Source organism: Methylorubrum pseudosasae, from assembly GCF_029504475.1.
GTDB lineage: Bacteria > Pseudomonadota > Alphaproteobacteria > Rhizobiales > Beijerinckiaceae > Methylobacterium > Methylobacterium extorquens.
On record NZ_JAQGDU010000002.1, the window covers coordinates 555,720 to 580,000 of the forward strand.

The following is a 24,281-nucleotide window of genomic DNA, read 5'->3' on the forward strand; positions in this document are numbered from 1 at the left end:
CGGTCAGCACGCGTTGCGATAGGCGCGCGGCGAGGCGATCGTCCGGAACAGGATCGTGATGTCGAGCCAGAGCGACCAGTTGTCGATGTAGTGCAGATCGGCCTGGACGCGGCTCTCCATCGCCGCGTCGGTCAGGGTCTCGCCGCGAAAGCCGTTCACCTGCGCCCAGCCGGTGATGCCCGGCTTCACGTTGTGGCGGCGGGCGTAGAGGGCGATGCGGCGCTCGAAGCTGCGGTCATGCGCCAGCGCGTGCGGGCGGGGGCCGACGAGCGACATGTCGCCCCGGATGACGTTCAGGAGCTGCGGCAGCTCGTCGAGGTTGGTCCGGCGCAGCAGGGCGCCGATCCGGGTGATGCGCTCGTCGTTGCGCGAGGCCTGCCGGAAGGGGGCGTCGGGGGCAGCCTTCATGCTGCGGAACTTGAAGACGCCGAAGGCCTCCTGGTTGAAGCCGTAGCGCCGCTGCCGGAAGAAGACCGGGCCGGGGCTGTCGAGCTTGATCAGCACGGCGAGCGCGACGAAGAGCGGCGCGAGCAGCAGCAGCCCGATCCCGGCCAGCGTCACGTCGAAGGCGCGCTTGAGCAGGATCTCGCCGACCGAGAGCGGACGGCGGCCGATATTGATGCCCGAGAGCCGGCCGACCCGGGCGACCTGCAGGTCGGGGAAGCGGTCCATCATCGTGCCGGGCCGCAGGTGCAGGGCCGCCGGCACCCGCAGGAAGGCGTCGATGCAGCGCTCGATGTCGGCGGGCTCCGACCACGGCACCAGCACGAACACGTCGTCGGGCCGCAGGAACCGCACCACCGAGACCGCGAGGTCGAGATCCTCGGCGAGCAAACTCTCCGCATTCCCCGTGCCGGAGGCGGGTTCGGGGCGGCGCAGGTAGCTCGTGCCGACGATGCGCAATCCCAGCGCCTCGACATCGTTGTTGGCATAGAAGTTCGTCACGTCCTCCTCGTAGCCGACGAGGTGGACGCGGCTGGCGGAGGGCGAGCCGGAGGTGCTGCTGCGGCGTACCATGGCCACCGTCCCCGCGCGGACGAGGATCGTGACGGGCAGGCCGGCGACGAAGAAGGCGACCGAGGCGACGCGGGAGAAGTCCTGGGTCGTCTTCGTCGCGAAGCCGACCAGCAGGGCGACCGCCCAGGCCATGAGCCAGAGCGTCGCCCGGCGCTGCAGATGCGGCGTCTGCGACAGGCAGCGCTCAATGCTGTACTCGCCTCGGGCGAGGTTGGTGAGCACGAAGATCAGAGACAGGAAGCCGGCCGTCTGAAGGTTCATGCTGTTCGTGAGCGGGATCAGCTCCCCGTCGCCGATATAGGCGTGGTAGGCCACGTCCGCCGCGAAGCCGACCGCGAAGATCGCCACGAGATCGGCCGCCAGCAGCGAGGCCGAGATGCCCACGCGCAGGGCCATGCGCCGCCGTCTCGGCAGAAGCGAGGCCCAGACGGAGCGGCTCACCCCGTCGCCGGGCAGCCGCTGGTACTGCTGAGGGGGGCGCTCGTGAAACATATGTCCCGCGCTGTGCTGCCCTGGGGCGGTGAAGTGTCCCGACGCGGGACGTTTTCGGCCGCCGCGCCCGGTTCTGCGGCTCCCCGCGCAAGCCGCGCACCGGATGCGTGCCGGTGCCATTGCTCGGGCCAAACGGGACTGGGATACGAGCCGACGGACGAAAGCCCGGCCCTCCGGATGAGCGGTCCCTGGACCGATCCTCCGGCGGGCTGGACCCGTCGCGGTGCGCGGGCCGAACGCAGACCGGCCCCCGATCGATCCCGTTGGATGCGATCGGGGGCCGGTGTGAAACGAAAGACGCGTTTTCTACGAGAGAATCGGTGGCATCGCGGTGCGAGGCCTTGAAAGATCAGCGCTTATTTCTTGAACAAAGCAATGCGGGAGGGCCGTCCGGGCATCGGTGCGGAGCGCCCTCCGGACGGAGTGCGGCATGAGAGCCGAAGCGATTGAGAATCCGGGGTTGCCCGGCCCGCCCGAGGTCGCCGTGACGGCACCGGCCCAAGCGCGCGGACAAGCCTCCCCGGCCCTGGCGGTGCTCCTGGGCCTCAGCCTCTCGCATCTCCTCAACGATCTCGTGCAGTCGCTTCTGCCGGCGCTCTATCCCCTGCTCAAGGCAGGCTTCCACCTCGATTTCGGGCAGATCGGCCTCATCACCTTCGTGTTCCAGGGGACGGCCTCGCTGCTCCAGCCGGCGGTCGGCCTCTACACCGACCGGCGCCCGCTGCCCTACTCGCTGGCCGTCGGCATGGTGCTGTCCCTGGCCGGGCTCGCCCTGTTATCGGTGGCGTCGGCCTACGGGGGCCTGCTCGCCGCCGCGGCGCTGATCGGGCTCGGCTCCGCCATCTTCCATCCTGAGGCGAGCCGGGTGGCGCGGCTCGCCTCAGGCGGCCGCTACGGTCTGGCGCAGTCGGTGTTCCAGGTCGGTGGCAATGCCGGCACGGCACTCGGGCCGTTGCTCGCCGCCTTCGTCGTGGTGCCGCACGGCCAGGGCAGCGTCGCGTGGTTCTGCCTCGCCGCGCTCGCCGGCATCCTCGTGCTCGGCACGGTCGGCCGCTGGTACGCGCAGCGGCTCGCCACGACGCCGCGAACCGCAGGGAAGAGCACGGGCGCCGCCTCCGGCCGCCTCAGCCGGGCGCGGATCGTGGCGACGATCGCGATCCTGCTGGGGCTGATCTTCTCCAAATACTTCTACATGGCGAGCTTTTCGTCTTACTACACGTTCTACTTGATTCACCGCTTCGGCGTGCCGGTGGCGCTCGCACAGGTCTACCTGTTCGTTTTCCTCGGAGCGGTGGCGGCGGGGACGATTCTCGGTGGCCCCATCGGTGACCGATTCGGGCGCAAGCTCGTGATCTGGATCTCGATTCTCGGCGTGCTGCCGTTCTCGCTCGCCTTGCCGCACGTGAACCTGTTCTGGACGGTGATTCTCTCGGTGCCGATCGGACTGATTCTGGCATCCGCCATGCCGGCGATCCTGGTCTATGCACAGGAATTGTTGCCGGGCCGGATCGGGCTCGTCGGCGGCCTGTTCTTCGGCTTCGCCTTCGGCATGGGCGGCCTCGGCGCCGCGCTGCTCGGGGAGATGGCCGACCATGTCGGCATCGAGCGGGTCTACGATCTCTGCGCTTTCCTCCCCGCGCTCGGGCTGATGGCGGTGTTCCTGCCGCGGCTGCGGTAACGCCTCAGCCGGACCGGGGACAGCTAAGTGCGCATCCGCCCGGGGCGCCGCCCAGCGACGCCCTCGGTCGATTGTCCGAACACCGGACGAGGGCAACGCCTGGGTAGCTCGCCCCGGATCCGATGTCCGGGACGAGGCTTTCGGCGCAGGCGGTCAGGCAGCCTGCTCGTTCTGCGGCCGGGCCAGGGTCTGGATCGACTCGAAGCCCTCGAATTGCGGGTGGCCGAGATAGAGCGGCTTGGTGCCGGGCGCCCGGCCATGCGCCTTGCGGAACTGTTCCGAGCGGGTCCACGCTTCGAAATCGGCGCGCGAGCGCCAGACCGTGTGCGAGGCGTAGAGGATGTGGTCCTCGGCCTCCGGCCCCTTGAGCATGTGGAACTCCACGAAGCCTTCCATCTCGCCGAGATGACTGTCGCGTCCGAGCCAAACCTGCTCGAAATCCTCAGCCGATTCCTTGACGACCTTGAACCGGTTCATTGCGATGAACATGCCGTGACGCTCCCGATCTGAGCGAGCCGGCCCAACACGACCGCTCGAATATGATGACTCTACGTAGTCTCGCTCGTAGGCTGAGACAGGCCCCGCCGCACCGCCTGTGGTTTGCAGGGGCCTACCTCAGCGAATTCGTGAGAAATCCCACCAAAGTCCGGATGGAGTTGCCGTTTTTGCCGCAGGAACGTTCGGTGAACAGAAACTTGCCGGAAAACCGAAAACTTTCATCTGGCAACAGGTAGGCTCTTGCATTGTGTATGCACTTCATGGTGATGCTGCAGCTAGGCTAAACCACTGCGATACGGCTGCCTCTAAAACGCATCTGTCTGACCTGACCCGGTAGTAGAAGCGTTTCGAGATGACCGAAGACGCTGGCAAAGGCTCAAGCGCTGCCGACCTAAGGTCCTTGGGTCGGTCCGCGACATCGAACAGGGACCGTGCCGTAAGATGATGCCGAAACAGACAACCGATGTCGACCGCCTCGTCGGGCTCCGGATCACCGCGCTGCGCAAGGCACGCGGCTTGAGCCAGACCGCGCTCGGGACCGCGGTGGGTGTGACCTTCCAGCAGGTTCAGAAGTACGAGAAGGGCCAGAATCGCGTTGGCGCTGGGCGCCTGCGCGAGATCGCCCGGCTGCTCGAGGTCCCGGTCTCCGCCTTCTTCGAGGAAGGCGATGGCGCCGCCGCCCAGGAGCAGACCGAGGTGTTCGGCTTCCTGCGCGCGCACGGGGCCGTCGATCTGCTGCGGGCCTTCGCGACGATCGAGGACGATCAGATGCGCCGCGAGGTTCTGGCGATCGTGCGCAGCGCCGCCCGCCTCGGCCGCAAGAAGGACCCGGAAGTCGTCGTCGACGCCGTCGAGACGCGTCCGACCTGAAGGCATCGGGGCGGCCTGTCGCGGACGGCTTGCCGCGGACATGGCTTGCCCTGTGCCCTCCCTTGCCGAACCGGCATCGCTTCGACGTCGAAGAGCGCATCACCCCAAGCGCGCTCTGCCGACGTTCGGACGGGATGATACGGGTTCCGTGCGATCCATGCTTCGACGGGGCGGCGATGCGGGTATCGCCGCTTGAGCGCTTTCCGACGAAGGGGTCACCGGTTCGTCGGAAGAATGCGGGTCGAAACGAGGGCCTAGAGGCGCATCACGCTTCGGCCGTCCCGGCGATCAGGTGGAAGAAGCTGCCCGTGACGCGGCCCCGGCGGTGGCCGGCGAGGCCGAGCGGCACCCCTTCCGCATCCGTCACCCGCGCCAGCGCAATTTCATCACCCGGGGCCGGGGTGAGTTCGCTCGCGTAGTGGAACTCGTGCCCGACGAGGCGCGTGCCGGCGGTGCCGAGCAGCCCGTCGTCGAGGAGATGCGCGACGCGGTAGCCGAGATGGAGCTTGCGCCGCCGATACGAGGTCGCGACCGGCAGCAGCCCGCACATCGGATGGGTGAGCCCGTCCGCATCCTCCAGGCTCTCGCCCAGAACCATGTAGCCGCCGCACTCGCCATGGACCGGCCGCGTCTGCGCGAAGTCGCGTAAGCCGCCGAGGAAGCTTTGCGCTGCTGCGAGCCGGCCCGCATGCAGTTCGGGGTAGCCGCCGGGCAGCCAGCAGGCGTCGCAATCGGCCCCCGGCGCCTCGTCGGCCAGCGGCGAGAACGGCACGATCTCGGCGCCGGCCGCGCGCCAGCCGGCCAGCATGTGCGGATAGAGGAACGAGAAGGCGGCGTCCCGCGCCACCGCGATCCGCTGCGCCGGCGGCCTCGGCAGGCCGTCGGTGGCGACGGGGGCGTGCCCGCCGGCCACGGCAAGAATCGCGTCGAGGTCGAGGGAGGTTTCCGCGAGATCGGCGAGCCGGTCGAGGCGGGCGTAGAGATCGGCGGTCTCGCCGGCCTGGACGAGGCCGAGATGGCGCTCGGGCAGGACGAGGCTCGCCTCGCGCGGGAAGGCGCCGAGCACCGGCAGACCGACCCGCGACAGTCCTGCCTCGACGAGACGACGGTGGCGCGGGCTTGCGACCTTGTTGAGGATCACGCCCGCGATCCGGATCCGCGAATCATAGGCCGCGCAGCCGAGCGCCACGGCTGCCGCCGATTGCGCGGCACCCGACACGTCGAGCACCAGAACCACCGGCCAGCCGTAGCGCGCGGCGATGTCGGCGTTGGCGCCGGTGCGGCCCTCGCCCGCGACGATGCCGTCATGCAGGCCCATCGAGCCCTCGGCAACGACGAGATCGGCCTCACGCGCGCTCAGGCCGGCGCAGGCATCGAGCAGCGCGTCCGGCATGGCGAAGCTGTCGAGGTTGAGGCTGGGCAGGCCCGTCGCCGCCTCGTGGAAGGCGGGGTCGATGTAGTCCGGCCCGCATTTCGCGCCGCGGATCGCCACGCCCTGGCGGCGCAGCGCCCGCATCAGCGCGAGCGTCACCGTGGTCTTGCCGGAGCCGGAGCGCGGCGCCGCGACGAGGAGGCCGGGGGCGGGGGTCACGATGCGGCCTCGTCCGATGGTGCGCCAGGGGCGCCGACCGCGCCGCGGGGGCGGAAGCGGCGGTCGTAATCGGGGGCGTAGAGCGCGCTCTCGCGAAAATCCGACGGGTCGAGCGCCGGTCCCACCAGGATCAGGGCGGTGCGCTCGATCTTCTCCGCCTGGACGCAGGCGGGGAGGGTGGTCAGCGTCCCGGTCAGCACCCGCTCGTCGGGCCAGGTCGCGCGGAACACCACCGCGGCGGGGCAATCCGGCCCATAGAACGGGACGAGACTGGCGCAGGTCGGCTCGACGACGTGGATCGAGAGATGCAGCGCCAGGGTCGCGCCGGTGGCCGCGAAGGCCGAGAGCTGTTCGCGCTCCGGCATCGGGCTCGCCCGGCCCGAGGTGCGGGTGAGCACCACCGATTGCGTCAGCCCCGGCACGGTAAGCTCGCGCCGCAGCAAGGCGGCTGCGGCGGCGAAGGAGGGAACGCCCGGCGTGACGGTGTAGGGAATGCCCAGCGCGTCGAGGCGGCGGGTCTGCTCGGCCAACGCGCTCCAGACCGAGAGGTCGCCGGAATGCAGCCGTGCCACGTCCTGGCCGGCGGCATGCGCGCGCCCGATCTCGTCCATGATCGCATCGAGATCGAGCGGCGCGGTGTCGACGATGCGTGCGCCGTCCGGGCACCACGACAGGATCTCGGGCGCCACCAGCGAGCCCGCATAGAGGCAGACGGGGCAGGCGGCGATCCGGTCGCGGCCGCGCACGGTGATGAGGTCGGCGGCGCCCGGCCCGGCGCCGATGAAATGGACGGTCATGACGCCCGCTTACAGCATCGGGACGCCCGTTGGGGAGAGACGATGGCCGAGGTTGTGGCAAGGCACTGAGGGGAACGCCTCAGCGCGACGGCTCCGCCGCGACCTCGCCCCAGCCCGGCAGCGGGAAGGCCCGGTCGTAGGCCAGATTGAAGACGAAGGCGTAGGCCACGTAGAAGGCCGCGATCGCGAGATCCATGATGAATGCCTCGACGAGGCCGATGCCGAGATACCATGCGATCGGCGGCATCAGGATCAGAAGCAGCCCGGCCTCGAACAGCACGGCGTGAGCCACCCGCAGGACGAGGCTCTTGCGCGTGTGCCCGGTCCACCGCTGCATTACGCGATCGAAGCCGAGATTGTAGACGTAGTTCCAGGCAGCCGCGGTGATGGCACTGCCCACGCCGATCACCCCCATCTCGGAGGCGTGCAGCCCGAACAGCACCGTTCCGAACGGGATGATGAGCGCGAGGCCGAACATCTCGAACAGTAGGGCGTGACGGATACGGTCGCGTGTGGTGCGCATGAACTGGCTCGGAAAGTCGGGATTGACCCGGAAAGGTCGGGCTTGGTCCGCCGCCTTCTATCTGCGATACCCACGCCGCCAAGTTAGTATGTATCCGGAAACCAGATAGATGGCCGTTTCGCTCGACCAGCTCCAGGCCTTCGTGGCGGCGGCCGAGGCCGGGTCGTTCTCGGGCGCCGCCCGCGTGCTGCGGAAGGCGCAATCGGCCGTCAGCACGCAGGTGGCCAACCTCGAGGCCGATCTGGGACTGGCGCTGTTCAGCCGGTCCGGCCGGAACCCGGTGCTCACCCCGGCGGGGGAGAGGGCTGCTGTCGGAGGCGCGCGTGGTGCTCGACCGGCGCGAGCACCTGATCGGCGTGGCGAGCAGCCTGGAGCAGCGGGTGGAGAACCGGCTGGTCGTCGCCATCGATGAACTCTACCCCGAGCACGCGCTCGGTGCTCTCTTCGCCGATTTCGCTCAGGCCTTCCCCTTCGTGGAACTGGAACTGCTCTTCCCGCTGATGGAGGATGTCAGCCGCATGGTGCAGTCCGGCGCCGCCGACCTCGGCGTGATGTGGCGCCAGGAGATCCTACCGACAGAACTCGGCTTCCAGACCATCGGCTGGGTGCCGCTCAAGCTCGTCTGCGGACGCGACCATCCGCTCGCGAAGGCGCGGGTGGAGTGGGAGGAGCTGAAACGCCACCGCCAGATCCTCGTCGCCGCGCGCAGCGACGGGCCGGAGAAGCGCCGTCTCCGGGTGGCGGCCGAGGTGTGGTGGGTGGAGAGCCACTGGGTGATCCTGGAGATGGTGAAACACGGGATCGGATGGGCCTTCGTCACCGATCACGTCATCGCCTCGTCCCTCACCGCCCCTGATCTCGTCACGCCGGACCTGCAGTTCGACAAGGGCGACTGGCCCATTGCCCTGGAACTGGTCTGGCACAAGCAGCGGCCCTGCGGCCCCGCCGCTTCATGGCTGCGCGAGCGCTTCGCGGCGGAGCGGATCGGCAGCGTGTCAGGCGGCGACCGGGCGGACTGACGGATGGGCTTCGCGGAAGCTGGCCGCAGCCGGCGCAGCGGTGCCCGGTCACCCCTGCTTTCGGAACGACGCGCTTACGCGACTCGGACGCGATTCCGGCCGTCGGTCTTGGCGTCGTAGAGCGCCTTGTCGGCGCGCTCCAGGCTCTCGCTCAGCGCCTCGCCGGCTCGGAGCATCGCGACGCCGAGGCTCACCGTGATCGGAACCGCCGATCCTTTCCAGGGGACCGGCGCGCCGCCGACCGCGTGGCGCAGGCGTTCGGCGAGATAGGTCGTCGCGTTGTGATCGTGCCCGGGCAGCACGATTCCGAACTCCTCGCCGCCCAGCCGCGCGAGATGGCCGCCCTCAGGCAGGAGCGCGGCTGCCCGCGCGGCGAAGTCGCGCAGCACCGCGTCGCCCGCGGCATGTCCGAACCGGTCGTTGATCGCTTTGAAATGGTCGAGGTCCGCGACGATGATGCCGGCCTCGGTCACGCCGCCGGTCTCGGCCGCAAGGCCCTGCCGGTTCAGCGCGCCCGTCAACGCGTCCGTCCGCGCCATCCGCGCGACGGCGGCATAGCCCCGCTCCGCTTCCAGGGCGAGAATCGCCGTGGTCAGGAGGATGGAGGTGACGTGATCGACGATGAAAATCGCGATGACGGACAGGCGGACCGACGCCTCGGACACCGGCAGCAGGGGCAGGCAGATCACCAGCGCGATCGCGAGCAGGGCCCCGGCGATCAGGTGGCGCAGCGGGGATCGCCGCGGTGAACTTCGGAAGACGTAAACGGCCGCCGCAGCCTCATGGACGACATAGGCGATCGTGCTGCCGGCATTGACCGCGACGGCGCTACCGCCCGCGAGCGTGAGCCCGAGATGCGTCGCAGTGGGGAGCAGGAACAGGCCGATCATCGGCCCCGTCACCGCCGGGCGTCCGTCGAAGAGCCGGAGCCCGATCCAGAAGGTCGCCCCGGCGAGCGACCAGCCGAACGGCGACCAGATGCTGCCGTAATAGCCGAAATCCACGAACCACACGGCCATGGTCGCGCAGACGGCGTAGCTCACCCCGAAACAGAGGAAGTAGGTCTTCTGCCGGTGCAGCAGCCACGCGCAGAGGAAGATCGCGGCGCAGGCGCCGAACACCAGGAAATCGGTGAATTGCAGGGTGGGAACCGACAAGTCCGTCACCGCCTCGCCCCTCCCAGCTTCACGCGGCCATTCTCGCCGCATCGCGTGAAAGGTTCCCTTCGCCGTGCGGCCTCTTCGAGGTCTCGGTTAAGGAAGGCTTGACGCCCGGTCCGCAACGGCGAGGGCGCAGGTTGCGCCCGCGCTGGCGATGCGGGGTAGGACGAGGCGCGCCGCCGGGCCGGCGCAGGCCAACGCCGCCGCCTCCGCCACCGAGCCGACGCCGCGGCTCGCCTCGATCCGGCGCGAGCGGGTCACGACCCGCGCATCGACCGCCGTCAGGGCCGCCGCATCGAGCGCAGTCGGCGCGAGGCCGAAAACGGTGGCGGCCTCGCGGATCGCCGGCTCGCCGGCCCGGTCCGCGGCGGTGGCGATGGCGGCAAGCTGACCCGATGCGAGCCCGGCCTCGGCCAGCGCCCGGTTCAGCAGCGCGACGATCTCCGCGGCCGTCGTGGCCCGGCGAAAACCGATGCCGGCGACGACGCGGGGCGGGGTCACGGCTTCGTCCAAACCCATTGCGTGATCGGCATGGCCGGGCGCCAGCCGGTGAGGCCGCCGACCGGCACGGCGTGGGCAACCGAGAGCCGGCGCAGGGCGCCGCCGGCCTCACTGAAGGCCGCGAGCAGCGCCGCCTCACCCTCCAGGGTGACGGCGTTGGCGACACAGCGGCCATCGTGCGGGAGCGCGTCGCGGCAGGCGGCGAGCAGACCGGGCTCGGCAACGCCGCCGCCGACGAAGACCGCCCGAGGGGAGGGGAGGGCGGACAAAGCCGCGAGCGAGCCGCCGACGACGACCTGCATGCGGGGCGCGACGCCGAGCGCCCGCGCGTTGCGGGCGATCCGCTCGGCCCGGTCCGGCCGGCGCTCCACCGCGACGGCGCGGTTGGCGGGATGGCGCAGGCACCATTCGATCGAGACCGAGCCGGCGCCGGCCCCGAGATCCCACAGGGTTTCGCCGGCCCGCGGGCGCAGGGCCGCGAGCGTCACCGCGCGGATCTCGGCCTTGGTGAGCTGGCCGTCATTCTCGAACCACGCATCGTCGAGGCCGGGGCTCAACGGGACGATCCGAGCGCCGGGTGCTGCTTCCACGGCGACCGCGAGGGTGTTGAGGGCGGCGATCTCGCTCAAGTCGAAGTTTTCCGCGCGCGCCTCGCGAACCCGCTCGTTCGGGCCGCCCATGGCTTCGAGCACGGTCAGTCGCGAACCGCTGAAACCGCGCTCGGTCAGCAGCGCGGCCACGGCGGCGGGCGTCACGCCGTCCCAGGACAGGGCAAGGATGCGGGCGCCGGGCTGGAGATGCGGCACGATGCCGAACAGGTCGCGCCCGTGCAGGGTGAGGCAGGCGGTCGAGGGCAGCGACCAGCCGAGCCGGGCCGCGGCGAGGCTGAAGGCGGAGGGCTGCGGGAAGGCGCGGATCTCGTGCGCCGGCACCAGCCGGGCGAGCTCGGCGCCGATGCCGTAATGGAACGGGTCGCCGGTGGCGAGGATGCAGGTCGGCCGGCCGCGCCGCGCCAGGATGCCGGGATAGGCCGTGTCGATCGGGCTCGGCCAGGGCCGGGCCTCGGCGGCCAGCGGCGCCGCCAGCGCGAGGTGGCGCCGCCCGCCATAGACCACCTCGGCCGCATCGAGGGCGGCCATGGCGGCGGGCGAAAGGCCCGCGCGGCCGTCCTCGCCGATGCCGACGATGGCGAGCCAGGGGGCGTGATCAGGCTCATGGGACGGCGCCGTCATGGCAGCGGCTGCCGCAGGGTCGATTGCATGCAAAAAAGTCCGCGATGACGGGAGCCGTCTCGCGGACTTCGTTACGCGCCCCCGGCCGGAACGGCCAGGGGCTGATCAGCCTGCGCCTCAGCCGACCGCCGGCCGGACGGCCAGCGGCGCGGCCATCTCCGGCACGGCCGATCCGGGCACGCCGAGATAAGCGCGGCGGGCGGGCTTGAGCACGAACCACGCGAGCGCCGCCACAACGAGGTCGAGGACGATGGCGATGCCGAAGACCGGCACCCAGCTTCCGACCGCATCGTGGATCAGCGCGGCGACGGGGCCGCCGAGCAGCGAGCCCACGCCCTGGGCCATGTAGAGGAAGCCGTAGTTGGTGGTGGCGTGCTTGGTGCCGAAGGTGTCGGTGAGCGTCGAGGGAAACAGCGAGAAGATCTCGCCCCAGGCGAAGAACACGACGCCCGAGAGCAGGGCGAAGGCGTAGGCGTTCTCACGGAACATCAGCAGCAGGCCGATGGCCACCGCTTCGAGCGCGAAGGCCACCGCCATGGTGTTCTCGCGGCCGACATGGTCCGAGACCCAGCCGAAGAAGGGTCGCGTCAGGCCGTTGGTGATGCGGTCGAAGGTGAGCGCGAAGGGGAGTGCGGCAAAGCCGAACACCATGGCGTCGGCGACGCCGAACTCTTTGGCGAAGGCGGAGAACTGCGCGACCACCATCAGGCCGCCGGTCGACATCATCGCCATCATGGCGAACATCAGCCAGAACAGCGGGGTCTTCAGCATCTGAGCCGGGGCGACGTCGCGGGCGGCGCTCGCCACCTTGTCGGCGGGGATGGCGGGGGTCTCGCCGGCCTTCGGCGTGCGCAGGCCGAGCGCTGCGGCGACGCCGATCACGGCCATGACCGCGCCGAACACGAAGAGCGTGTGGCGGTAGCCCGAGGCCGCGATCATGTCGGTGATGGGGAAGGTGGTGGCGATGGCGCCCATGCCGTAGCCCGCCGCCACGACGCCGGCCGCGAAGCCGCGCCGTTCGGGGAACCAGCGTACCATCAGCCCGACCACGCCGACATAGACGATGCCGGTGCCAAGGCCGCAGAGGAGACCGTAGGTTGCGTAGAGGCCCCACAGCGTGTCGGTGTAGGAGGCCGCGACCCAGCCCAGCCCCGACAGGGCGGCGCCCAGCGCGATCATCGCCTTGGCGCTGAAGCGCTCGATCAGCCAGCCCTGCACCGGCGAAAAGAAGGTCTGGAGCACGATCAGCATCGTGAAGGCGACCTGCACGGCGGCGAGACTCGCGCCGGTGGTCGCCTGGAACGGCTTCACGAACAGGGTCCAGACGTATTGCGGACTGGAGATCGTCATCATGACGAGGAGACCGAGGCCGAGCTGGATCCACCGCGTCCGATCAGAAATTGTATGCATCATTCACTCCCTTGCGGCGTCGGGCCTGAGCAAGGGGCGTGCCAGGGGTGAAGCCTTAAGTTCGGGCGGTGACGAGCCAGCAGGCAGCGCCGAGTTCCACCGGGCCGGACCCGAAGCGGTCTCCGAACAACGCCGTGATGATTTTTAAGGCAGCGTCCTTCACGTCCGGCTCTCGCTCGCGCAGCAGGCGGGCGATGGGGCCGCGGGTCGCTACGAAGTCGGCCGCCGCCTCGGGCGTGTCGCCGACCCGCATCATCCGATCCACGGGCTCGCACTCGATGGCCTGAAAACCAGCTGCCTCAAGAATAGGCAGGAGCGTCGCCGGCGCAGCAAAACGGAAGGGCCCCGGCGCGCCTGGTTGGGGTGCCTCGACCTCGGGCAGTATCGGCAGCACCGCGTCCCGCGCCAACGTCACCCAGGCGTTCTCCGACATTTTCCGCCAGCATAGGAAGCTCAATCGCCCGCCCGCCACGAGGGAGCGGCGGATGTTGGCGAAGGCCGCGGTGGAATCTTCAAAAAACATCACGCCGAAGCGGGAGAGGGCGTGATCGAAGCGGGTACCGAAGGCGTGATCCTGGGCGTCGGCCCGAAGCCAATCGATCGGGGCGGCGCCCGGCGCCTCCCGCGCCGCCCGCTCGCGGCCGACAGCCAGCAGCGGCTCGGACAGGTCGGCGGCAGTAACATGGCCGCCGCTCCCGACCTGCCGCGCGGCGCGGAGCGCCGTGTCGCCCGCCCCGCAGCCGATATCGAGCACGCGGGCGCCGGGCGCGAGCGCGGCGCGGGCGAACAGGGCCTCGGTGAAGGGCGCGAAGGCCGTGTCGAGGGCTTCGTGGTAGAGGGCCCAGCGCTGTCCGACCTCGCCGTTCCAGTAGTCGCTCTGGTCCTGGTTCAGGGTGCTCGTCATCGATCCACTCACTTCGATCCCGACGCCAGTGCCTCGAAGGCGGTCGCCACTGCAACCGCGCCGGGATCGGGATGGCCTTTCAGGTCTTTGCCGGCGAGGTAACTGGAGCGGCCGGTCCCGGCCCGTTCCATCCCGGCGGTCGCCTCGGCGCCTGCGCGGGCGGCCCGCGCCGCCGCGCCGAGGCCGGAGGCCGCCAGCGCCGCGACCGCCGGAATCGCCGCGTCGAGCATGGTGCGGTCGCCGGGGCCTGCGCCGCCGATCTCGCGCACCCGCGCGACGCCGGCGGCGCAGGCGGCCGGCCAGTCCGCACCCCCGGCGAGTGCCGCGCCTGTGGCGGCGAAGAAGATCGAGAGCAGCACGCCGCTCGATCCGCCCGTGGCGCGCTCGAGGCGCTCGCCCAGTGCCCGGCACAGGGCGGCGGGATCGGCCTGGGGCAGCCGGTCGAGATCGGCCAGAACGGCGCGGGCGCCTTCGGCGAAGGTGGAACCGGTGTCGCCATCGCCGACCCGCGCGTCGAGGGCGTTGAGCGAGGCTTCCGCTGCGATCAGCGCCCGGCCCACCGCCTCGATCCGCGCGGCGACGACCGCATCCCGCGAGGGCGCCGGTGCCGGCCCGCCCGAGACCCCCTCCGGCAGAGATCGGACGACCGGTTCGCGCACGATCCGCGCGCGCGGCCAGGCGGCGACCGGCGTCTCGGAGAGAAGTGCGGCCTCGAGGACGTCGTCCAGTGCCAGGAAGCTGAGGGAGGCGCCGTGCATGTCCAGCGCGGTCATGACCGGGGAGGGGCCGAGCAGAAGCCGCACCCGCCGACCGAGGTCAGTCGCGAGCACCGCCTTCGTCAGCACCGCCATCTCCAGGGCCGTGGTCGAGCCGAGATTGTTGACGAGGAGCGCCAGCCTGTCGGCCCCCGCGATGGGCGCGGGGAAGCGCGCGGCCATGCGCGCGGCGAGCGCGTCGGCGCGGGGCAGGTCGATGCGTTCGATGCCGGGCTCGCCGTGGATGCCGAGGCCGAGTTCCGCTTGGCCCTCAGCCAAGCGCGGTTCCGGTTTCGAGCCGGGGATCGTCGCGGTGGAGACGGCGATGCCGAGGGTGCGCACCGCGGCGGCCGTGCGCCGGGCCAGCGCCGCAACCTCGGCGAGCGGCGCGCCGGAGGCGGCGGCGTGGCCCGCGGCCTTATGGACGAAGAGCGTGCCAGCGAGCCCGCGCGGTCGGGCCGCGTCGGGCAGGGCGATGTCGTCGGCGACCAGCACGGTCTCGACCCGGCGGCCGAGCGCCCGGGCGCGCTCGGCGGCGAGGCCGAAATTCAGGCGGTCGCCGGCATAGTTCTTTACGATGAGGACGCAGCCGGCCTCGCCCGTCACCGCCAGGATGCCGGCGAGCACGGCATCGACGGAGGGCGAGGCGAACACGTCACCGCACACCGCCGCCGTGAGCAGCCCCGGCCCGACGAAGCCGGCATGGGCCGGCTCGTGGCCCGAGCCGCCGCCGGAGACGACGGCGACCTTGTCCGGCTCGGGCTCGGCCCGCAGCACGACGCGGATCTCGGGGTAGCCGTCGAGCCGTGCCAGCGTCCCGCCGCTGCCCGCGACGAGCCCGTCGATGGCGTCGGTGACGAGACCGGCGCGGTCATTGATGAAGTGAGCCAAGGATATCGCCTCCCGTGTCACTCCTCCGGTCGCGCCCGCCGATCGGACGAGTTTTGCGCGAAGGGTACCGCCCACTCGGCGCGGGGCAAGCCGCGTTTCAGTTCAAAGCCCCGCCGCGCCGCCATCGGAGCGCGGATCGTGCGTCGCTTCGATCCGCCCGTCTTTGACATGGCGCACCAGCATGCCGGCATGACCCAGCGAGTCGATATAGGCGCCGCCCAGCTCCTCGATGTCGTGGCCCAGGCGCCGGAGTGCCGCGATGCAGGCCGGATCGAACCGGTCCTCGACCTTCACGCTCAGCGACTCGGCGCCCCAGGTGCGGCCGTAGAGCAGGCGCGGCGCGTCCACCGCATCGGCCACCGACATCCCGTAATCGGCGTAGCGGGTGAAGATCTGCGCCTGGAACTGCGGCTGCCCGTCGCCGCCCATGGAGCCGTAGGACATCACCCGGCCGTCATCGAAGGCGGCCAGCGCCGGGATCAGGGTGTGGAACGGGCGCCGGCCCGGTTCCAGCGGGTTCACCGCGTTCGCGTCGAGCGAGAACGACATGCCGCGGTTCTGCCAGCAGATACCGGTTCCCGGCAGCACCGTGCCGGAGCCGTACTCCCAGTAGACCGACTGGATGAAGGAGACGGCCATGCCGTCGTTGTCGATCGCGCCCATCCAGACGGTGTCGCCCTCGCCCGAACGGACCGGGATGCTCGCGGCACGCCGCATGTCGATCAGGGCCGCCTCGCGGTCGAGGCGCTTCGGATCGAGGAAGGCGGCCGGGTCGCCCTTCAGGCGGTCGAAGTCGGTGACGAAGCGGTCGCGGATGGCGAAGGCGCGCTTCGTCGCCTCGATCAGCCCGTGGTAATGCGCGGTGCTCTCCGGCGCGGCGATGTTCAGCCGGTCGAAGATCCCGAGGATGATCAGCGCCGCGAGGCCCTGGGTCGGCGGCGGGAAGTTGTAGAGCGTGGCGTCGCGCCGCCGCAGGGTCAGCGGTGCCCGCTCCTTGGCCGCGTAGGCGGTGAGGTCGGCGCGGGTGACGGGGGCGCCGAGACGTTCCAGGTCGCTGGCGATCTCGCGGCCGATATCGCCGCGGTAGAAGTCGTCGAGCCCGGCATGGGCGAGCTGGGCCAGGGTGTCGGCGAGCTTGGGCTGCGCCCGGATCGCACCCGCCGCGTAGGGCTTGCCGTCATCGAGATAGGTCGCAGCGAAATTCGGCGCGTCGTGCAGCGTGTCGAGTTCCTTCGGCACGTAGCGCACCTCCGAGGCCGAGACCGGACAGCCGGCGCGGGCGTGGCGGATGGCGTCGGCCAGAATCGTATCGAGGGGGAGCCGGCCGCCGAAGGCGCGCGCCATGTCGAGCGCGAGGCGCCAGCCGCCGACGGTGCCCGCCACCGTCACCGCCGCGTCGGGGCCGCGCGAGGGGATCGCGTCGAGTTCCTTCTCCCGGTAGCGGGCGCGGGTCGCGAGCTGTCCGGCCGGTCCGCAGGCCTCGATGCCGCGCACGCGGCCGTTCCGCTCGCGGATCAGCCAGAAGCCGTCACCCCCGATGCCGTTCATGTGCGGGTAGACCACCGCAATGGCGGCGGCCATCGCGACCATCGCCTCGATGGCGTTGCCGCCCTGCGCCAGTACGTTCTGCCCGGCCGAAGCCGCCAGCGCGTGGGGGGCGGCAACGGCCGCATGGGCGAAGACGGGCGTGTCGGGCATGACGGACTCTGACGAAACCTGAGATCGGACGGGCCGAGAGGCAGGATCAGGACCACGCGTCGGCGCGAAGGGCAACTGCCGTGCTCCCCGCCACCGCGCACCCCCGGCATTCCGCGATCGCGCGACCGGCCTCCCGCAGGATCGCAGATGGCCCTGGATGCGCGCTCAGGATGCGTCGGAGACGTGCGGATTTCCCACAAGCCGAAATGGTTCCGGGTGGCGCCTCTGCCTTTTTGCAAATGTTGCAGAAAAGGAACTGCGCCGGTGCGGGCGGGATGACATGATCGTCCTCGCGAATCGGCAGGTATCTCCGCACATGAAGCAGAACGAACGGGCGATCCTTCAGGATCGCGTGAGAACACTTGTCTTGCGCCATGCTTTGGAGGCCGCGCTACAGCGGTTGGCTCATCTTTCCGGTGCGAGTGCCGAGGAAGAACTGTTGAGGCTCGAGCATTCCCTCGTCGTCGCGACGCGCCGCGTCGGCGAGGTGCCGGGCAATATGCAACTGGCTGCCTTGGTCGCCGTCGAGGATGCGGTGGTGACCATCCGCACCGCGTTCGACACCGTGCACCAGCGCATCGAGGCTGCGCCGGCCGTGAGCGCGATATCGCCGACGGCTTTGGCGGCCTGAAACGCGACAATTTCGCCGCCGGCACACGCCCGCGGCGATTGAATTGCCGTCGCGCCATGGGCATATCGCCCCCGCTTTTTCGCGTGATCCTCCGAGCACCTCGCCGCATCGGCGCGGGTGTTCCGGGGCGGCACGCCAGACGGGGAGACAGGCCTTTGAGCGAGACGGTAGAGCGGCACGAATTCGGTGCCGAGGTCGGGCGCCTTTTGGACCTCGTTGTCCACGCGCTCTATTCCGACCGCGAAATCTTCCTGCGCGAATTGGTGGCCAACGCCGCCGACGCGACCGACCGGCGCCGCTTCGAGGCGCTGACCAACGAGGCCCTGGCGCTCCCCTCCGACGCCCGGGTGCTGATCGCCCCCGACAAGGCGGCGCGCACGCTCACGATCTCCGATGCCGGGATCGGCATGAGCAAGGAGGATTTGGCGCAGAACCTCGGCACCATCGCCCGCTCGGGCACCCGCGCCTTCTCACAGGCGCTCGGCGAGCGCGCGGCGGAGGGCGGTGAGGACCAGCGCCCGAGCCTGATCGGCCAGTTCGGCGTCGGCTTCTACTCCGCCTTCATGGTCGCCGACCGCGTCACCGTCACCTCGCGTCGGGCGGGGGCAGCGAGGAAGCCTGGACCTGGGCCTCCGATGGCAAGGGCAGCTACACCCTGGAGCCGGCGAGCCGGGAGCAGCCCGGCACCGACATCGTGCTGCACATGAAAGAGGACGCCGACGAGTATCTGGAGAGCTACCGGCTCGACCACGTCGTGCGCAAATGGGCCGACAACATCGCCGTGCCGATCGCGATCCGCGATGCGGAGGGCAAGGAGGAAGCCGCCAATCGCGGCACCGCGCTCTGGCGCAAGCCCAAATCCGAGATCACGGAAGAGCAGTACAAGGAGTTCTACCGCACCGTCAGCCACGGCTTCGACGAGCCCTGGGCACCCCTGCACTGGCGGGCGGAGGGTGCGCTCGAATTCACCGGCCTACTGTTCGTGCCGAGCATGAAGCCGTTCATGCCGATGGAGGATGACCGGCGCTCCAAGGTGCGGCTGCACGTACGGCGCATGTTCATCACCGACGAGGCCGAGCTGCTGCCGAATTGGCTGCGCTTCGTCCACGGCGTGGTCGATACCGACGACCTGCCGCTCAACGTCTCCCGCGAGATGCTGCAATCGACGCCGACGCTCCAAAAGATCCGCCGCGCCGTGACCACTCGCGTCATCAACGAGCTGTCGAGCCGCTCGAAGAACACTGAGAAGGCCGAGGAATACCAGAAATTCTTCGAGAATTTCGGGCCGGTGCTGAAGGAAGGCATCTACGAGGATTTCGAGCGCCGCGCCGAGATTGCGCCGCTCCTGCGCTTCCGTTCCTCGACGGAAGGTGGCTGGACGTCGCTGCCCGAATACGTCTCGCGGATGAAGCCCGAGCAGGAGGCGATCTACTACCTCGTCGCCGACGACGTGGAGGCGCTCAAGAACTCCGCCCAGCTCGAAGGTTTCCGCGCCCGCGGGGTCGAGGTTCTGCTGCTGTCCGACCACGTCGATGCGTTCTGGCCGGAGCAGTTGGGCAAGTTCGAGGACAAGCCCCTGCGCTCTGTCACGCAGGGCTCGGCCGACCTCGCCAAGCTCAAGCCCGAGGGTGAGACGGCCGAGGCGGCGCCCGCGCTCGACACGCTCGTCGCCGCCCTCAAGCTCGCGCTGGAGCCGGACGTGTCCGACGTGCGGACCACCGACCGCCTCGTGGACAGCGCCGTGGTGCTCGCCACCTCCGGCATGGGACCGGACCTCCAGATGCAGCGCCTGCTGCGCCGGGCCGGCCGCGGCTTCGGCGGTTCCGCGCCGATCCTGGAGATCAACCCGCGCCACGCCCTGATCCGGTCGCTCAACGAGCGAGCCGAGGCCGGCGAGGATCTGAAGGCCGAGGCCGGCACGCTGCTCGACCTCGCCCGCGTTCAGGACGGCGACACGCCGCGCGATCCCGTGGCCTTCGCCCGTGCCGTCGCGGCGGCGCTGGCGGGCACCGTCGCGAAGCCGGCCGAGTCTGCCTGAGGAAAGGGCGGGATGCGGGTGATCAAATCCGCGTCCCGTCATCCCGCGGGGGCGAGCCGCAGCGGAAGCGGGCGACGCGCCAGCGGTCGCCGTGGGCGTTCTGCCACGCCGCCATCTGCGGCTGGGCGACCGACAGGCATTGCTGCGGGGTGACGATGTCTTCGTTGAAGCGGTGAACCCGCATGACGCAATGGGTCGGGTTCGCGACCATGCAGGTCAGGAAGTAGAGGCCGTAGAGCATGCGTGGAGGCTCCGTGCTGGCGTCGATCTCTCCTCCCCAGGGCCGCTTCTTCATGTTCCTGCCAGCGGCATCGCAATGAGCGTGCCGAATGTTCCCACTCTAGTTGCACGGAGCGTCGGCCACCCCTGCGTTTCAAGCTTGGCCGAGCCCCGGAAACCGGACCGCTGACCCGTCTGACGCCGCGGCGTTGACAGTCCCGCCGCATCCGCGCCAACACCGGTCCATGGCCGCAGAACTCTCGACCGATCCGCACTCCGCCCGTCTCGACCGCACGGTGACATGGAGCGTGATCGCTCTCGTGGCGGCAACCGTGCTGATCGGAGCCCTAGCGCCGCGTGCGGCCCATCAACCCGCGCCGAAAACCGTTCCGGCATCGGACCCGGCCCAGAATCAGAGCTGCGCCGAGTGGGGCGACGGCTGCAAGGTCTGCCGCCGGATCGGCGAGGAGACCGCCTGCTCGCTGCCGGGCATCGCCTGCACCCCCGGACCCGTGACCTGCCTGCGCGGCGCCGGAGAGCCTTAAGCGAAGGCGCGCCCCGGCGTGTCTGGACACATGATGCAAGTCCCGGAACTGAGGCTCCGCTTCGCCCCGAGCCCGAATGGCCGCCTGCATCTCGGTCACGCCTATTCCGCCCTGCTGAACGCCCGCATCGCCCGGACCCTCGGCGGACAGCTGCTCCTGCGGATCGAGGACATCGATCTCGGCCGCGCCCGGCCCGAATTCGTGGTGGGCATCCTGGCCGACCTCGATTGGCTCGGTCTCCGCTTCGATGGACCGATTCGCCGCCAATCCAAGCATTTTGCGGATTACGCCGCGGCGCGCGACGCGTTGGCGGCGAGGGACTTGATCTATCCCTGCTTCTGCTCACGGGGGCAGATCGCAGCAGAGGTCGCGGCCCGTCAGGCGCGCGGCGCGCCGGTTTCGCGCGATCCCGACGGCGCCCCGTACTATCCCGGCACCTGTCGCGCTCTATCCGCCGACGCGCGACGCGCCCGCATCGGGCGAGGCGAGCCGCATAGCTGGCGCCTCGACATGCCGGCCGCGCTCCGAACGCTGGCCGATCCCCTCCTCATCCGCCGCTTCTCGCCCGATGACGGCGTCGAGGAGACGGTCAGTGCCGATCCGGCCCGCTGGGGCGATGCAGTAATCGTCCGGCGCGACGTGCCGACGAGCTACCACCTTTCCGTGGTCTGCGACGACGCGGTACAGGGGATCACGCATGTCGTGCGCGGGCAGGATCTGGAGGCGGCGACCGACCTGCACGCCCTGCTCCAGCACCTCCTCCACCGTCCTACGCCGGCCTATCACCACCACGGGTTGATCCGGGCGGAGGACGGCGAGAAGCTTGCTAAGTCGAAGGGCTCCGAGTCGCTCGCCGATCTGCGCGCCCGTAGCGTTACCGCCGAAGATGTGCGGGCCCGGCTTGGGTTCTCACGGTTGTGTTGATCCTGCGTCTCACGGGGCTTGTGCCGCAGCGACCCATCGGGAATTCGTGAGGAGCGGCGAGCGACCATGAGGGGGCTGGGCACGGTGCGATCGTTTCGCGCGATCCTGATTTTGTCGGCCTGGGCGCTCGCCGCACCTTCCGTTGCGCAGGAAGCGGATCGCCCCGGCTCGCCTGCGAAGGATGCGGCGACGATCGAGGCGTGCCTCAAGGGCAAGGAAACGTCCGCGCAACGGCGCACCTGCATCGGCCGGGTGTCGGGGCCCTGCCAGGAGACGCCCGACGGCTCCAGTACGGTGGGGATGATGACCTGCTTCGACCGGGAGCACACGGTTTGGGATACGCTCCTGAACCGCGCCTACCGCGAGGCCATGGCCGGCTTCGACGAGGCCGGCAAAACTGACCTCAAGGGCGTCCAGCAGACCTGGCTGAAGTTTCGCGCGCAGGCCTGCGAATGGCCGGGGCGGGTCTACCCAGGCGGCACCATCGGCGGTCCGCTTTCGGCTGAGTGCATCATGGATCAGACGGCTCTGCGGGCGCTCGATCTCATGACGATCCGGGATTCGCTCGAGCAGAGATAGGGATGCGGGCCGTTGTCCGGCCTCACCGCATCGCGTCGCGCTGCGCCATCGCCGTGGCGGTCTTCGATTTCTGCATCGTCGCCTCGGTCTGGTCGCGCTGGCGCTTGAACTCGGCGAGCAGCCGTCCGTCGAGCTCGCGACCACGCGGCACGCGGATCTTCATCGGATCGACGAAGTGCCCGTTGATGATCACCTCGTAGTGCAGGTGCGCGCCGGTGGAGAGGCCGGTCGAGCCGACGTAGCCGATCACCTGTCCCTGCCGGACGCGGCTGCCCGCGCTGACCCCGCGGGCGAAGCGGGGACATGTGGTTGTAGGTCGTGACGTAGCCGTTGATGTGCTGGACCTCGACGCGGCGGCCGTAGCCCGAGTCCCACTCCGCCTTGATCACCGTGCCGTTGCCGGCGGCCACGATCGGCGTGCCGATCGGGTTGGCCCAATCGACGCCGGTATGGAGCTTGGCATAGCCGAGGATCGGGTGGCGCCGGTAGCCGAAGCCCGAGCGCATGATGCCGTCGGCGATGGGTTTGCGGATCAGGAACTTCTTCAGCGAGCGGCCCTGCTCGTCGAGATAATCGATCGAGCCGTCATCCGGTGACTGGAAGCGGTAGACCTTGCGCGACTCGCCGCCGAGATTGAGCGCGGCGTAGAGCAGTTCCGGCCGCTCGGCGGCAGCGGGGCCGGCTTCCTCGTCGTAGGTGTAGAACAGATCGATCCCGTCGCCCGAAGAGATCCGGCGCTGGAAGTCGATGTCGTAGCTGAAGATCCGGATGATATCCTCGATCGTCGGGCGCGGCACGTCGTGGCGCGCGCCGGTCTCGTAGAGGCTCTGGTAGAGACGCGGACCGCTGCCCTCGTCCTCCTCATCGTCGTCCGGCGTCTCGGCCTGGGCCTGCTCCCGGTTGCGCCCCCGCGTCTCGTCCACCGGCGGTGCCACGGGCACGAATGCCCCGTGATCGTTGATCGCCGCGATCGCCTGGACGCCGGTCTCGCCGAACAGCACCACGCGGGTCACCTGCCGCCCGTCGCCGGGTTTCGGGCCGGGCGCGAACTGCACGCGGAACTGCTGACCCTCCGACAGGGCCGCGACCTTGGCCTTCCCGCCGAGCGCTGCGACGATGCCCGCGATCGCCGGATCGGAGGCCTGCCCGGTCGCCTTGAGGGCGCCGTCGAGGGTTTCGCCGCGCTTGAGCGCAAGGTCGCGTTCCTCGACCAGCGGTGCCTCGCCGGGGCGCAGCTCCACCTTGGCGAGCTTCGTCACGTTCTCGGGGACGACGAGCACCTCGATCGACTTGAACGGGCCTGGTGTCCTCGCCGAGCTTGCCCTTCCCCTGGCCGGCACCCTCGCCGAACCCGGCGAAGGCCGAGCCCTGCTGCAGGGTGCGCGAGAGCAGGATCTGGGGCGCCAGCGGAAGGGCGGTGCGGCGCCCGGCTTCCGCCGCGAGGCGCCGCTCCTCCTCGATCTGCGCCGTCACGTCCTCGTCCGAGAGCGCTGGTGCGCCGGGATCGACGGCGATCTCGGCAAGATCGCGTTTCACCACCGTGACCTCGGCGCCCGGCGCGTCCGCCGCGCCGGGATCAGGCGCGCGCTCCTGCGGCTCGTCGGAGACGAACTTCATCGGATCGAAGCGCGGAATGTCGCTAGCGAACACGCCTGTCGACATCGACAGGTTGGACGAAATCCGGACGAAGGGCCGGACCTTGATGATCTCCCGGTCGCCGAGACGCACCGTCACCGGAGTGCGGTAGCTCTGCTTGGCCGAGGCGATCATCAGATTGCGGACGAGGCGGTCGCCCTTATGCGCGGAGGCGATGCCGGGCTCCTCGATGGCGGGGGCCTGCGTCTGCGGACGGGGTCCGAGGTTCGGTCGATCCGAGACCGCCGCCAGCGATGCGTCTCCCTGAAGGGAGACGTGGATGGCCGCGCCCATCAGCAGCGCACCGGTAATGCCGGTGAGCGCGCTGGCGCAGAGCCACCGCAGGTTGACGTCGCGCCGGTCGATCTGCCGGGCATCCGCACCCAGGAGGTTGAGCGGCGGCTCGACGCCGCGCGGCAGAGTCGGCGGCCGTGGCTTCGCCGTCGCCGCCGTTCCCCCGATCTTCAGTCGCTCGCGCGTCACGGACTTCCTCTGCGTCGGCGCTTCGGACCGGTTCTCCCGCTCTGTCCTACCAGACTCGCACTGGGCGAGCGACATGGGACTTCGCGGTACGACGCTTAGCCGACGCGACCGATGTCCGGGGCCAGCATGTCCAGATTGAGGCGGCGGGACCCTCGCCGCAGACGCGTCCCGAGGATGCTGTCGTACGGCTG

General features: G+C 70.0%; 19 protein-coding genes and 3 pseudogenes. 8 read left to right on the plus strand and 14 right to left on the minus strand.

The genetic code is table 11. From position 1 onward, the window contains the following. Nucleotides 1–3: 3 nt before the first annotated feature. Complete coding sequence (locus M2437_RS03390) at nucleotides 4–1,509, minus strand: sugar transferase (protein ID WP_253389375.1); 1,506 nt, start codon at nucleotides 1,507–1,509, stop codon at nucleotides 4–6. A gap of 430 nt (nucleotides 1,510–1,939) precedes the next feature. Here M2437_RS03390 and M2437_RS03395 point away from each other — a divergent pair, with 430 nt between their 5' ends. Beyond that, on the plus strand, nucleotides 1,940–3,187 hold the full coding sequence (locus tag M2437_RS03395; protein ID WP_253389376.1) for an MFS transporter: 1,248 nt from the start codon (nucleotides 1,940–1,942) through the stop codon (nucleotides 3,185–3,187). A gap of 153 nt (nucleotides 3,188–3,340) precedes the next feature. Here M2437_RS03395 and hmuQ read toward each other — a convergent pair whose 3' ends face one another. Beyond that, nucleotides 3,341–3,676, minus strand: coding sequence for a heme-degrading protein HmuQ (hmuQ, locus tag M2437_RS03400; protein WP_012252731.1), 336 nt, complete (start codon nucleotides 3,674–3,676; stop codon nucleotides 3,341–3,343). 450 nt (nucleotides 3,677–4,126) lie between these two features. On the opposite strand from hmuQ, the gene M2437_RS03405 reads away from it, so the two are divergent. Beyond that, nucleotides 4,127–4,555: a helix-turn-helix domain-containing protein gene (locus tag M2437_RS03405; protein ID WP_003600443.1), complete on the plus strand. Its 429-nt coding sequence runs from the start codon at nucleotides 4,127–4,129 to the stop codon at nucleotides 4,553–4,555. 265 nt (nucleotides 4,556–4,820) lie between these two features. Here M2437_RS03405 and M2437_RS03410 read toward each other — a convergent pair whose 3' ends face one another. From M2437_RS03410 to M2437_RS03420, 3 genes are all read right to left on the minus strand, one after another. Next, nucleotides 4,821–6,146: a cobyrinic acid a,c-diamide synthase CobB gene (locus tag M2437_RS03410; protein ID WP_253389377.1), complete on the minus strand. Its 1,326-nt coding sequence runs from the start codon at nucleotides 6,144–6,146 to the stop codon at nucleotides 4,821–4,823. Then, nucleotides 6,143–6,943: a precorrin-4 C(11)-methyltransferase gene (cobM, locus tag M2437_RS03415; protein WP_012606046.1), complete on the minus strand. Its 801-nt coding sequence runs from the start codon at nucleotides 6,941–6,943 to the stop codon at nucleotides 6,143–6,145. Before cobM ends, M2437_RS03410 begins: the two co-directional genes overlap by 4 nt. Nucleotides 6,944–7,022: 79 nt before the next feature. Continuing rightward, complete coding sequence (locus M2437_RS03420; RefSeq protein ID WP_253389378.1) at nucleotides 7,023–7,466, minus strand: PACE efflux transporter; 444 nt, start codon at nucleotides 7,464–7,466, stop codon at nucleotides 7,023–7,025. Between the two features lie 109 nt (nucleotides 7,467–7,575). On the opposite strand from M2437_RS03420, the pseudogene M2437_RS03425 reads away from it, so the two are divergent. Then, a pseudogene (locus M2437_RS03425) lies at nucleotides 7,576–8,485 on the plus strand (LysR family transcriptional regulator). A gap of 74 nt (nucleotides 8,486–8,559) precedes the next feature. On the opposite strand, the gene M2437_RS03430 reads toward M2437_RS03425, so the two are convergent. From M2437_RS03430 to M2437_RS03460, 7 genes are all read right to left on the minus strand, one after another. Beyond that, a complete protein-coding gene (locus M2437_RS03430; protein WP_253389379.1) occupies nucleotides 8,560–9,651 on the minus strand; it encodes a GGDEF domain-containing protein in 1,092 nt (363 codons plus the stop codon). 87 nt (nucleotides 9,652–9,738) lie between these two features. Then, nucleotides 9,739–10,164, minus strand: a complete 426-nt coding sequence (locus M2437_RS03435; RefSeq protein ID WP_253389380.1) for a cobalamin biosynthesis protein — start codon at nucleotides 10,162–10,164, stop codon at nucleotides 9,739–9,741. Beyond that, nucleotides 10,143–11,378: a precorrin-6y C5,15-methyltransferase (decarboxylating) subunit CbiE gene (cbiE, locus tag M2437_RS03440; protein WP_253389381.1), complete on the minus strand. Its 1,236-nt coding sequence runs from the start codon at nucleotides 11,376–11,378 to the stop codon at nucleotides 10,143–10,145. The genes M2437_RS03435 and cbiE overlap by 22 nt, the downstream gene beginning before the upstream one ends. A gap of 117 nt (nucleotides 11,379–11,495) precedes the next feature. After that, a complete protein-coding gene (gene oxlT, locus M2437_RS03445; protein ID WP_253389382.1) occupies nucleotides 11,496–12,788 on the minus strand; it encodes an oxalate/formate MFS antiporter in 1,293 nt (430 codons plus the stop codon). A gap of 55 nt (nucleotides 12,789–12,843) precedes the next feature. Continuing rightward, entirely contained in the window at nucleotides 12,844–13,692 is an 849-nt protein-coding gene (locus M2437_RS03450; RefSeq protein ID WP_253389383.1) for a class I SAM-dependent methyltransferase, read from the minus strand. A gap of 8 nt (nucleotides 13,693–13,700) precedes the next feature. After that, the gene (locus M2437_RS03455) at nucleotides 13,701–15,338 is read right to left on the minus strand and encodes a dihydroxyacetone kinase subunit DhaK (protein WP_253389384.1); all 1,638 of its coding nucleotides are present in this window, start codon (nucleotides 15,336–15,338) and stop codon (nucleotides 13,701–13,703) included. 102 nt (nucleotides 15,339–15,440) lie between these two features. Then, nucleotides 15,441–17,036 (minus strand): gamma-glutamyltransferase family protein, encoded by a 1,596-nt coding sequence (locus M2437_RS03460; RefSeq protein WP_253389385.1) that lies wholly within the window; start codon nucleotides 17,034–17,036, stop codon nucleotides 15,441–15,443. A gap of 316 nt (nucleotides 17,037–17,352) precedes the next feature. Here M2437_RS03460 and M2437_RS03465 point away from each other — a divergent pair, with 316 nt between their 5' ends. Together M2437_RS03465 and htpG are read left to right on the plus strand one after the other, a co-directional pair. Beyond that, nucleotides 17,353–17,667 (plus strand): hypothetical protein, encoded by a 315-nt coding sequence (locus M2437_RS03465; protein WP_309247857.1) that lies wholly within the window; start codon nucleotides 17,353–17,355, stop codon nucleotides 17,665–17,667. A gap of 155 nt (nucleotides 17,668–17,822) precedes the next feature. Beyond that, nucleotides 17,823–19,705 (plus strand): annotated as a pseudogene (htpG, locus tag M2437_RS03470) (molecular chaperone HtpG). Nucleotides 19,706–19,727: 22 nt separating this feature from the next. Here htpG and M2437_RS03475 read toward each other — a convergent pair. Continuing rightward, entirely contained in the window at nucleotides 19,728–20,000 is a 273-nt protein-coding gene (locus tag M2437_RS03475; protein WP_244426849.1) for a hypothetical protein, read from the minus strand. A gap of 169 nt (nucleotides 20,001–20,169) precedes the next feature. Between M2437_RS03475 and M2437_RS03480 the strand changes: the two genes are divergently transcribed. From M2437_RS03480 to M2437_RS03490, 3 genes are all read left to right on the plus strand, one after another. After that, the gene (locus tag M2437_RS03480; RefSeq protein WP_182569939.1) at nucleotides 20,170–20,469 is read left to right on the plus strand and encodes a hypothetical protein; all 300 of its coding nucleotides are present in this window, start codon (nucleotides 20,170–20,172) and stop codon (nucleotides 20,467–20,469) included. A 30-nt stretch (nucleotides 20,470–20,499) separates the two neighbouring features. After that, entirely contained in the window at nucleotides 20,500–21,393 is an 894-nt protein-coding gene (gluQRS, locus tag M2437_RS03485) for a tRNA glutamyl-Q(34) synthetase GluQRS (RefSeq protein WP_253389388.1), read from the plus strand. A 66-nt stretch (nucleotides 21,394–21,459) separates the two neighbouring features. Continuing rightward, complete coding sequence (locus tag M2437_RS03490; RefSeq protein WP_253389389.1) at nucleotides 21,460–21,972, plus strand: lysozyme inhibitor LprI family protein; 513 nt, start codon at nucleotides 21,460–21,462, stop codon at nucleotides 21,970–21,972. A gap of 22 nt (nucleotides 21,973–21,994) precedes the next feature. Here the strand turns inward: M2437_RS03490 and M2437_RS03495 are convergent. Next, a pseudogene (locus M2437_RS03495) lies at nucleotides 21,995–24,090 on the minus strand (M23 family metallopeptidase). Between the last annotated feature and the right edge of the window lie 191 nt (nucleotides 24,091–24,281).

Excerpts from the sequence above, each read along its gene's own strand:
- M2437_RS03460 (WP_253389385.1), bottom strand. The coding sequence starts at position 17,036 with ATGCCCGACACGCCCGTCTTCGCCCATGCGGCCGTTGCCGCCCCCCAC.
- M2437_RS03465 (WP_309247857.1), top strand. The coding sequence starts at position 17,353 with ATGAAGCAGAACGAACGGGCGATCCTTCAGGATCGCGTGAGAACACTT.
- oxlT (WP_253389382.1), bottom strand. The coding sequence starts at position 12,788 with ATGCATACAATTTCTGATCGGACGCGGTGGATCCAGCTCGGCCTCGGT.
- M2437_RS03405 (WP_003600443.1), top strand. The coding sequence starts at position 4,127 with ATGATGCCGAAACAGACAACCGATGTCGACCGCCTCGTCGGGCTCCGG.
- cbiE (WP_253389381.1), bottom strand. The coding sequence starts at position 11,378 with ATGACGGCGCCGTCCCATGAGCCTGATCACGCCCCCTGGCTCGCCATC.
- M2437_RS03475 (WP_244426849.1), bottom strand. The coding sequence starts at position 20,000 with ATGAAGAAGCGGCCCTGGGGAGGAGAGATCGACGCCAGCACGGAGCCT.
- M2437_RS03390 (WP_253389375.1), bottom strand. The coding sequence starts at position 1,509 with ATGTTTCACGAGCGCCCCCCTCAGCAGTACCAGCGGCTGCCCGGCGAC.
- M2437_RS03490 (WP_253389389.1), top strand. The coding sequence starts at position 21,460 with ATGAGGGGGCTGGGCACGGTGCGATCGTTTCGCGCGATCCTGATTTTG.
- M2437_RS03480 (WP_182569939.1), top strand. The coding sequence starts at position 20,170 with ATGGCCGCAGAACTCTCGACCGATCCGCACTCCGCCCGTCTCGACCGC.
- M2437_RS03450 (WP_253389383.1), bottom strand. The coding sequence starts at position 13,692 with ATGACGAGCACCCTGAACCAGGACCAGAGCGACTACTGGAACGGCGAG.
- M2437_RS03395 (WP_253389376.1), top strand. The coding sequence starts at position 1,940 with ATGAGAGCCGAAGCGATTGAGAATCCGGGGTTGCCCGGCCCGCCCGAG.
- M2437_RS03420 (WP_253389378.1), bottom strand. The coding sequence starts at position 7,466 with ATGCGCACCACACGCGACCGTATCCGTCACGCCCTACTGTTCGAGATG.
- M2437_RS03435 (WP_253389380.1), bottom strand. The coding sequence starts at position 10,164 with ATGGGTTTGGACGAAGCCGTGACCCCGCCCCGCGTCGTCGCCGGCATC.
- gluQRS (WP_253389388.1), top strand. The coding sequence starts at position 20,500 with ATGATGCAAGTCCCGGAACTGAGGCTCCGCTTCGCCCCGAGCCCGAAT.
- hmuQ (WP_012252731.1), bottom strand. The coding sequence starts at position 3,676 with ATGTTCATCGCAATGAACCGGTTCAAGGTCGTCAAGGAATCGGCTGAG.
- cobM (WP_012606046.1), bottom strand. The coding sequence starts at position 6,943 with ATGACCGTCCATTTCATCGGCGCCGGGCCGGGCGCCGCCGACCTCATC.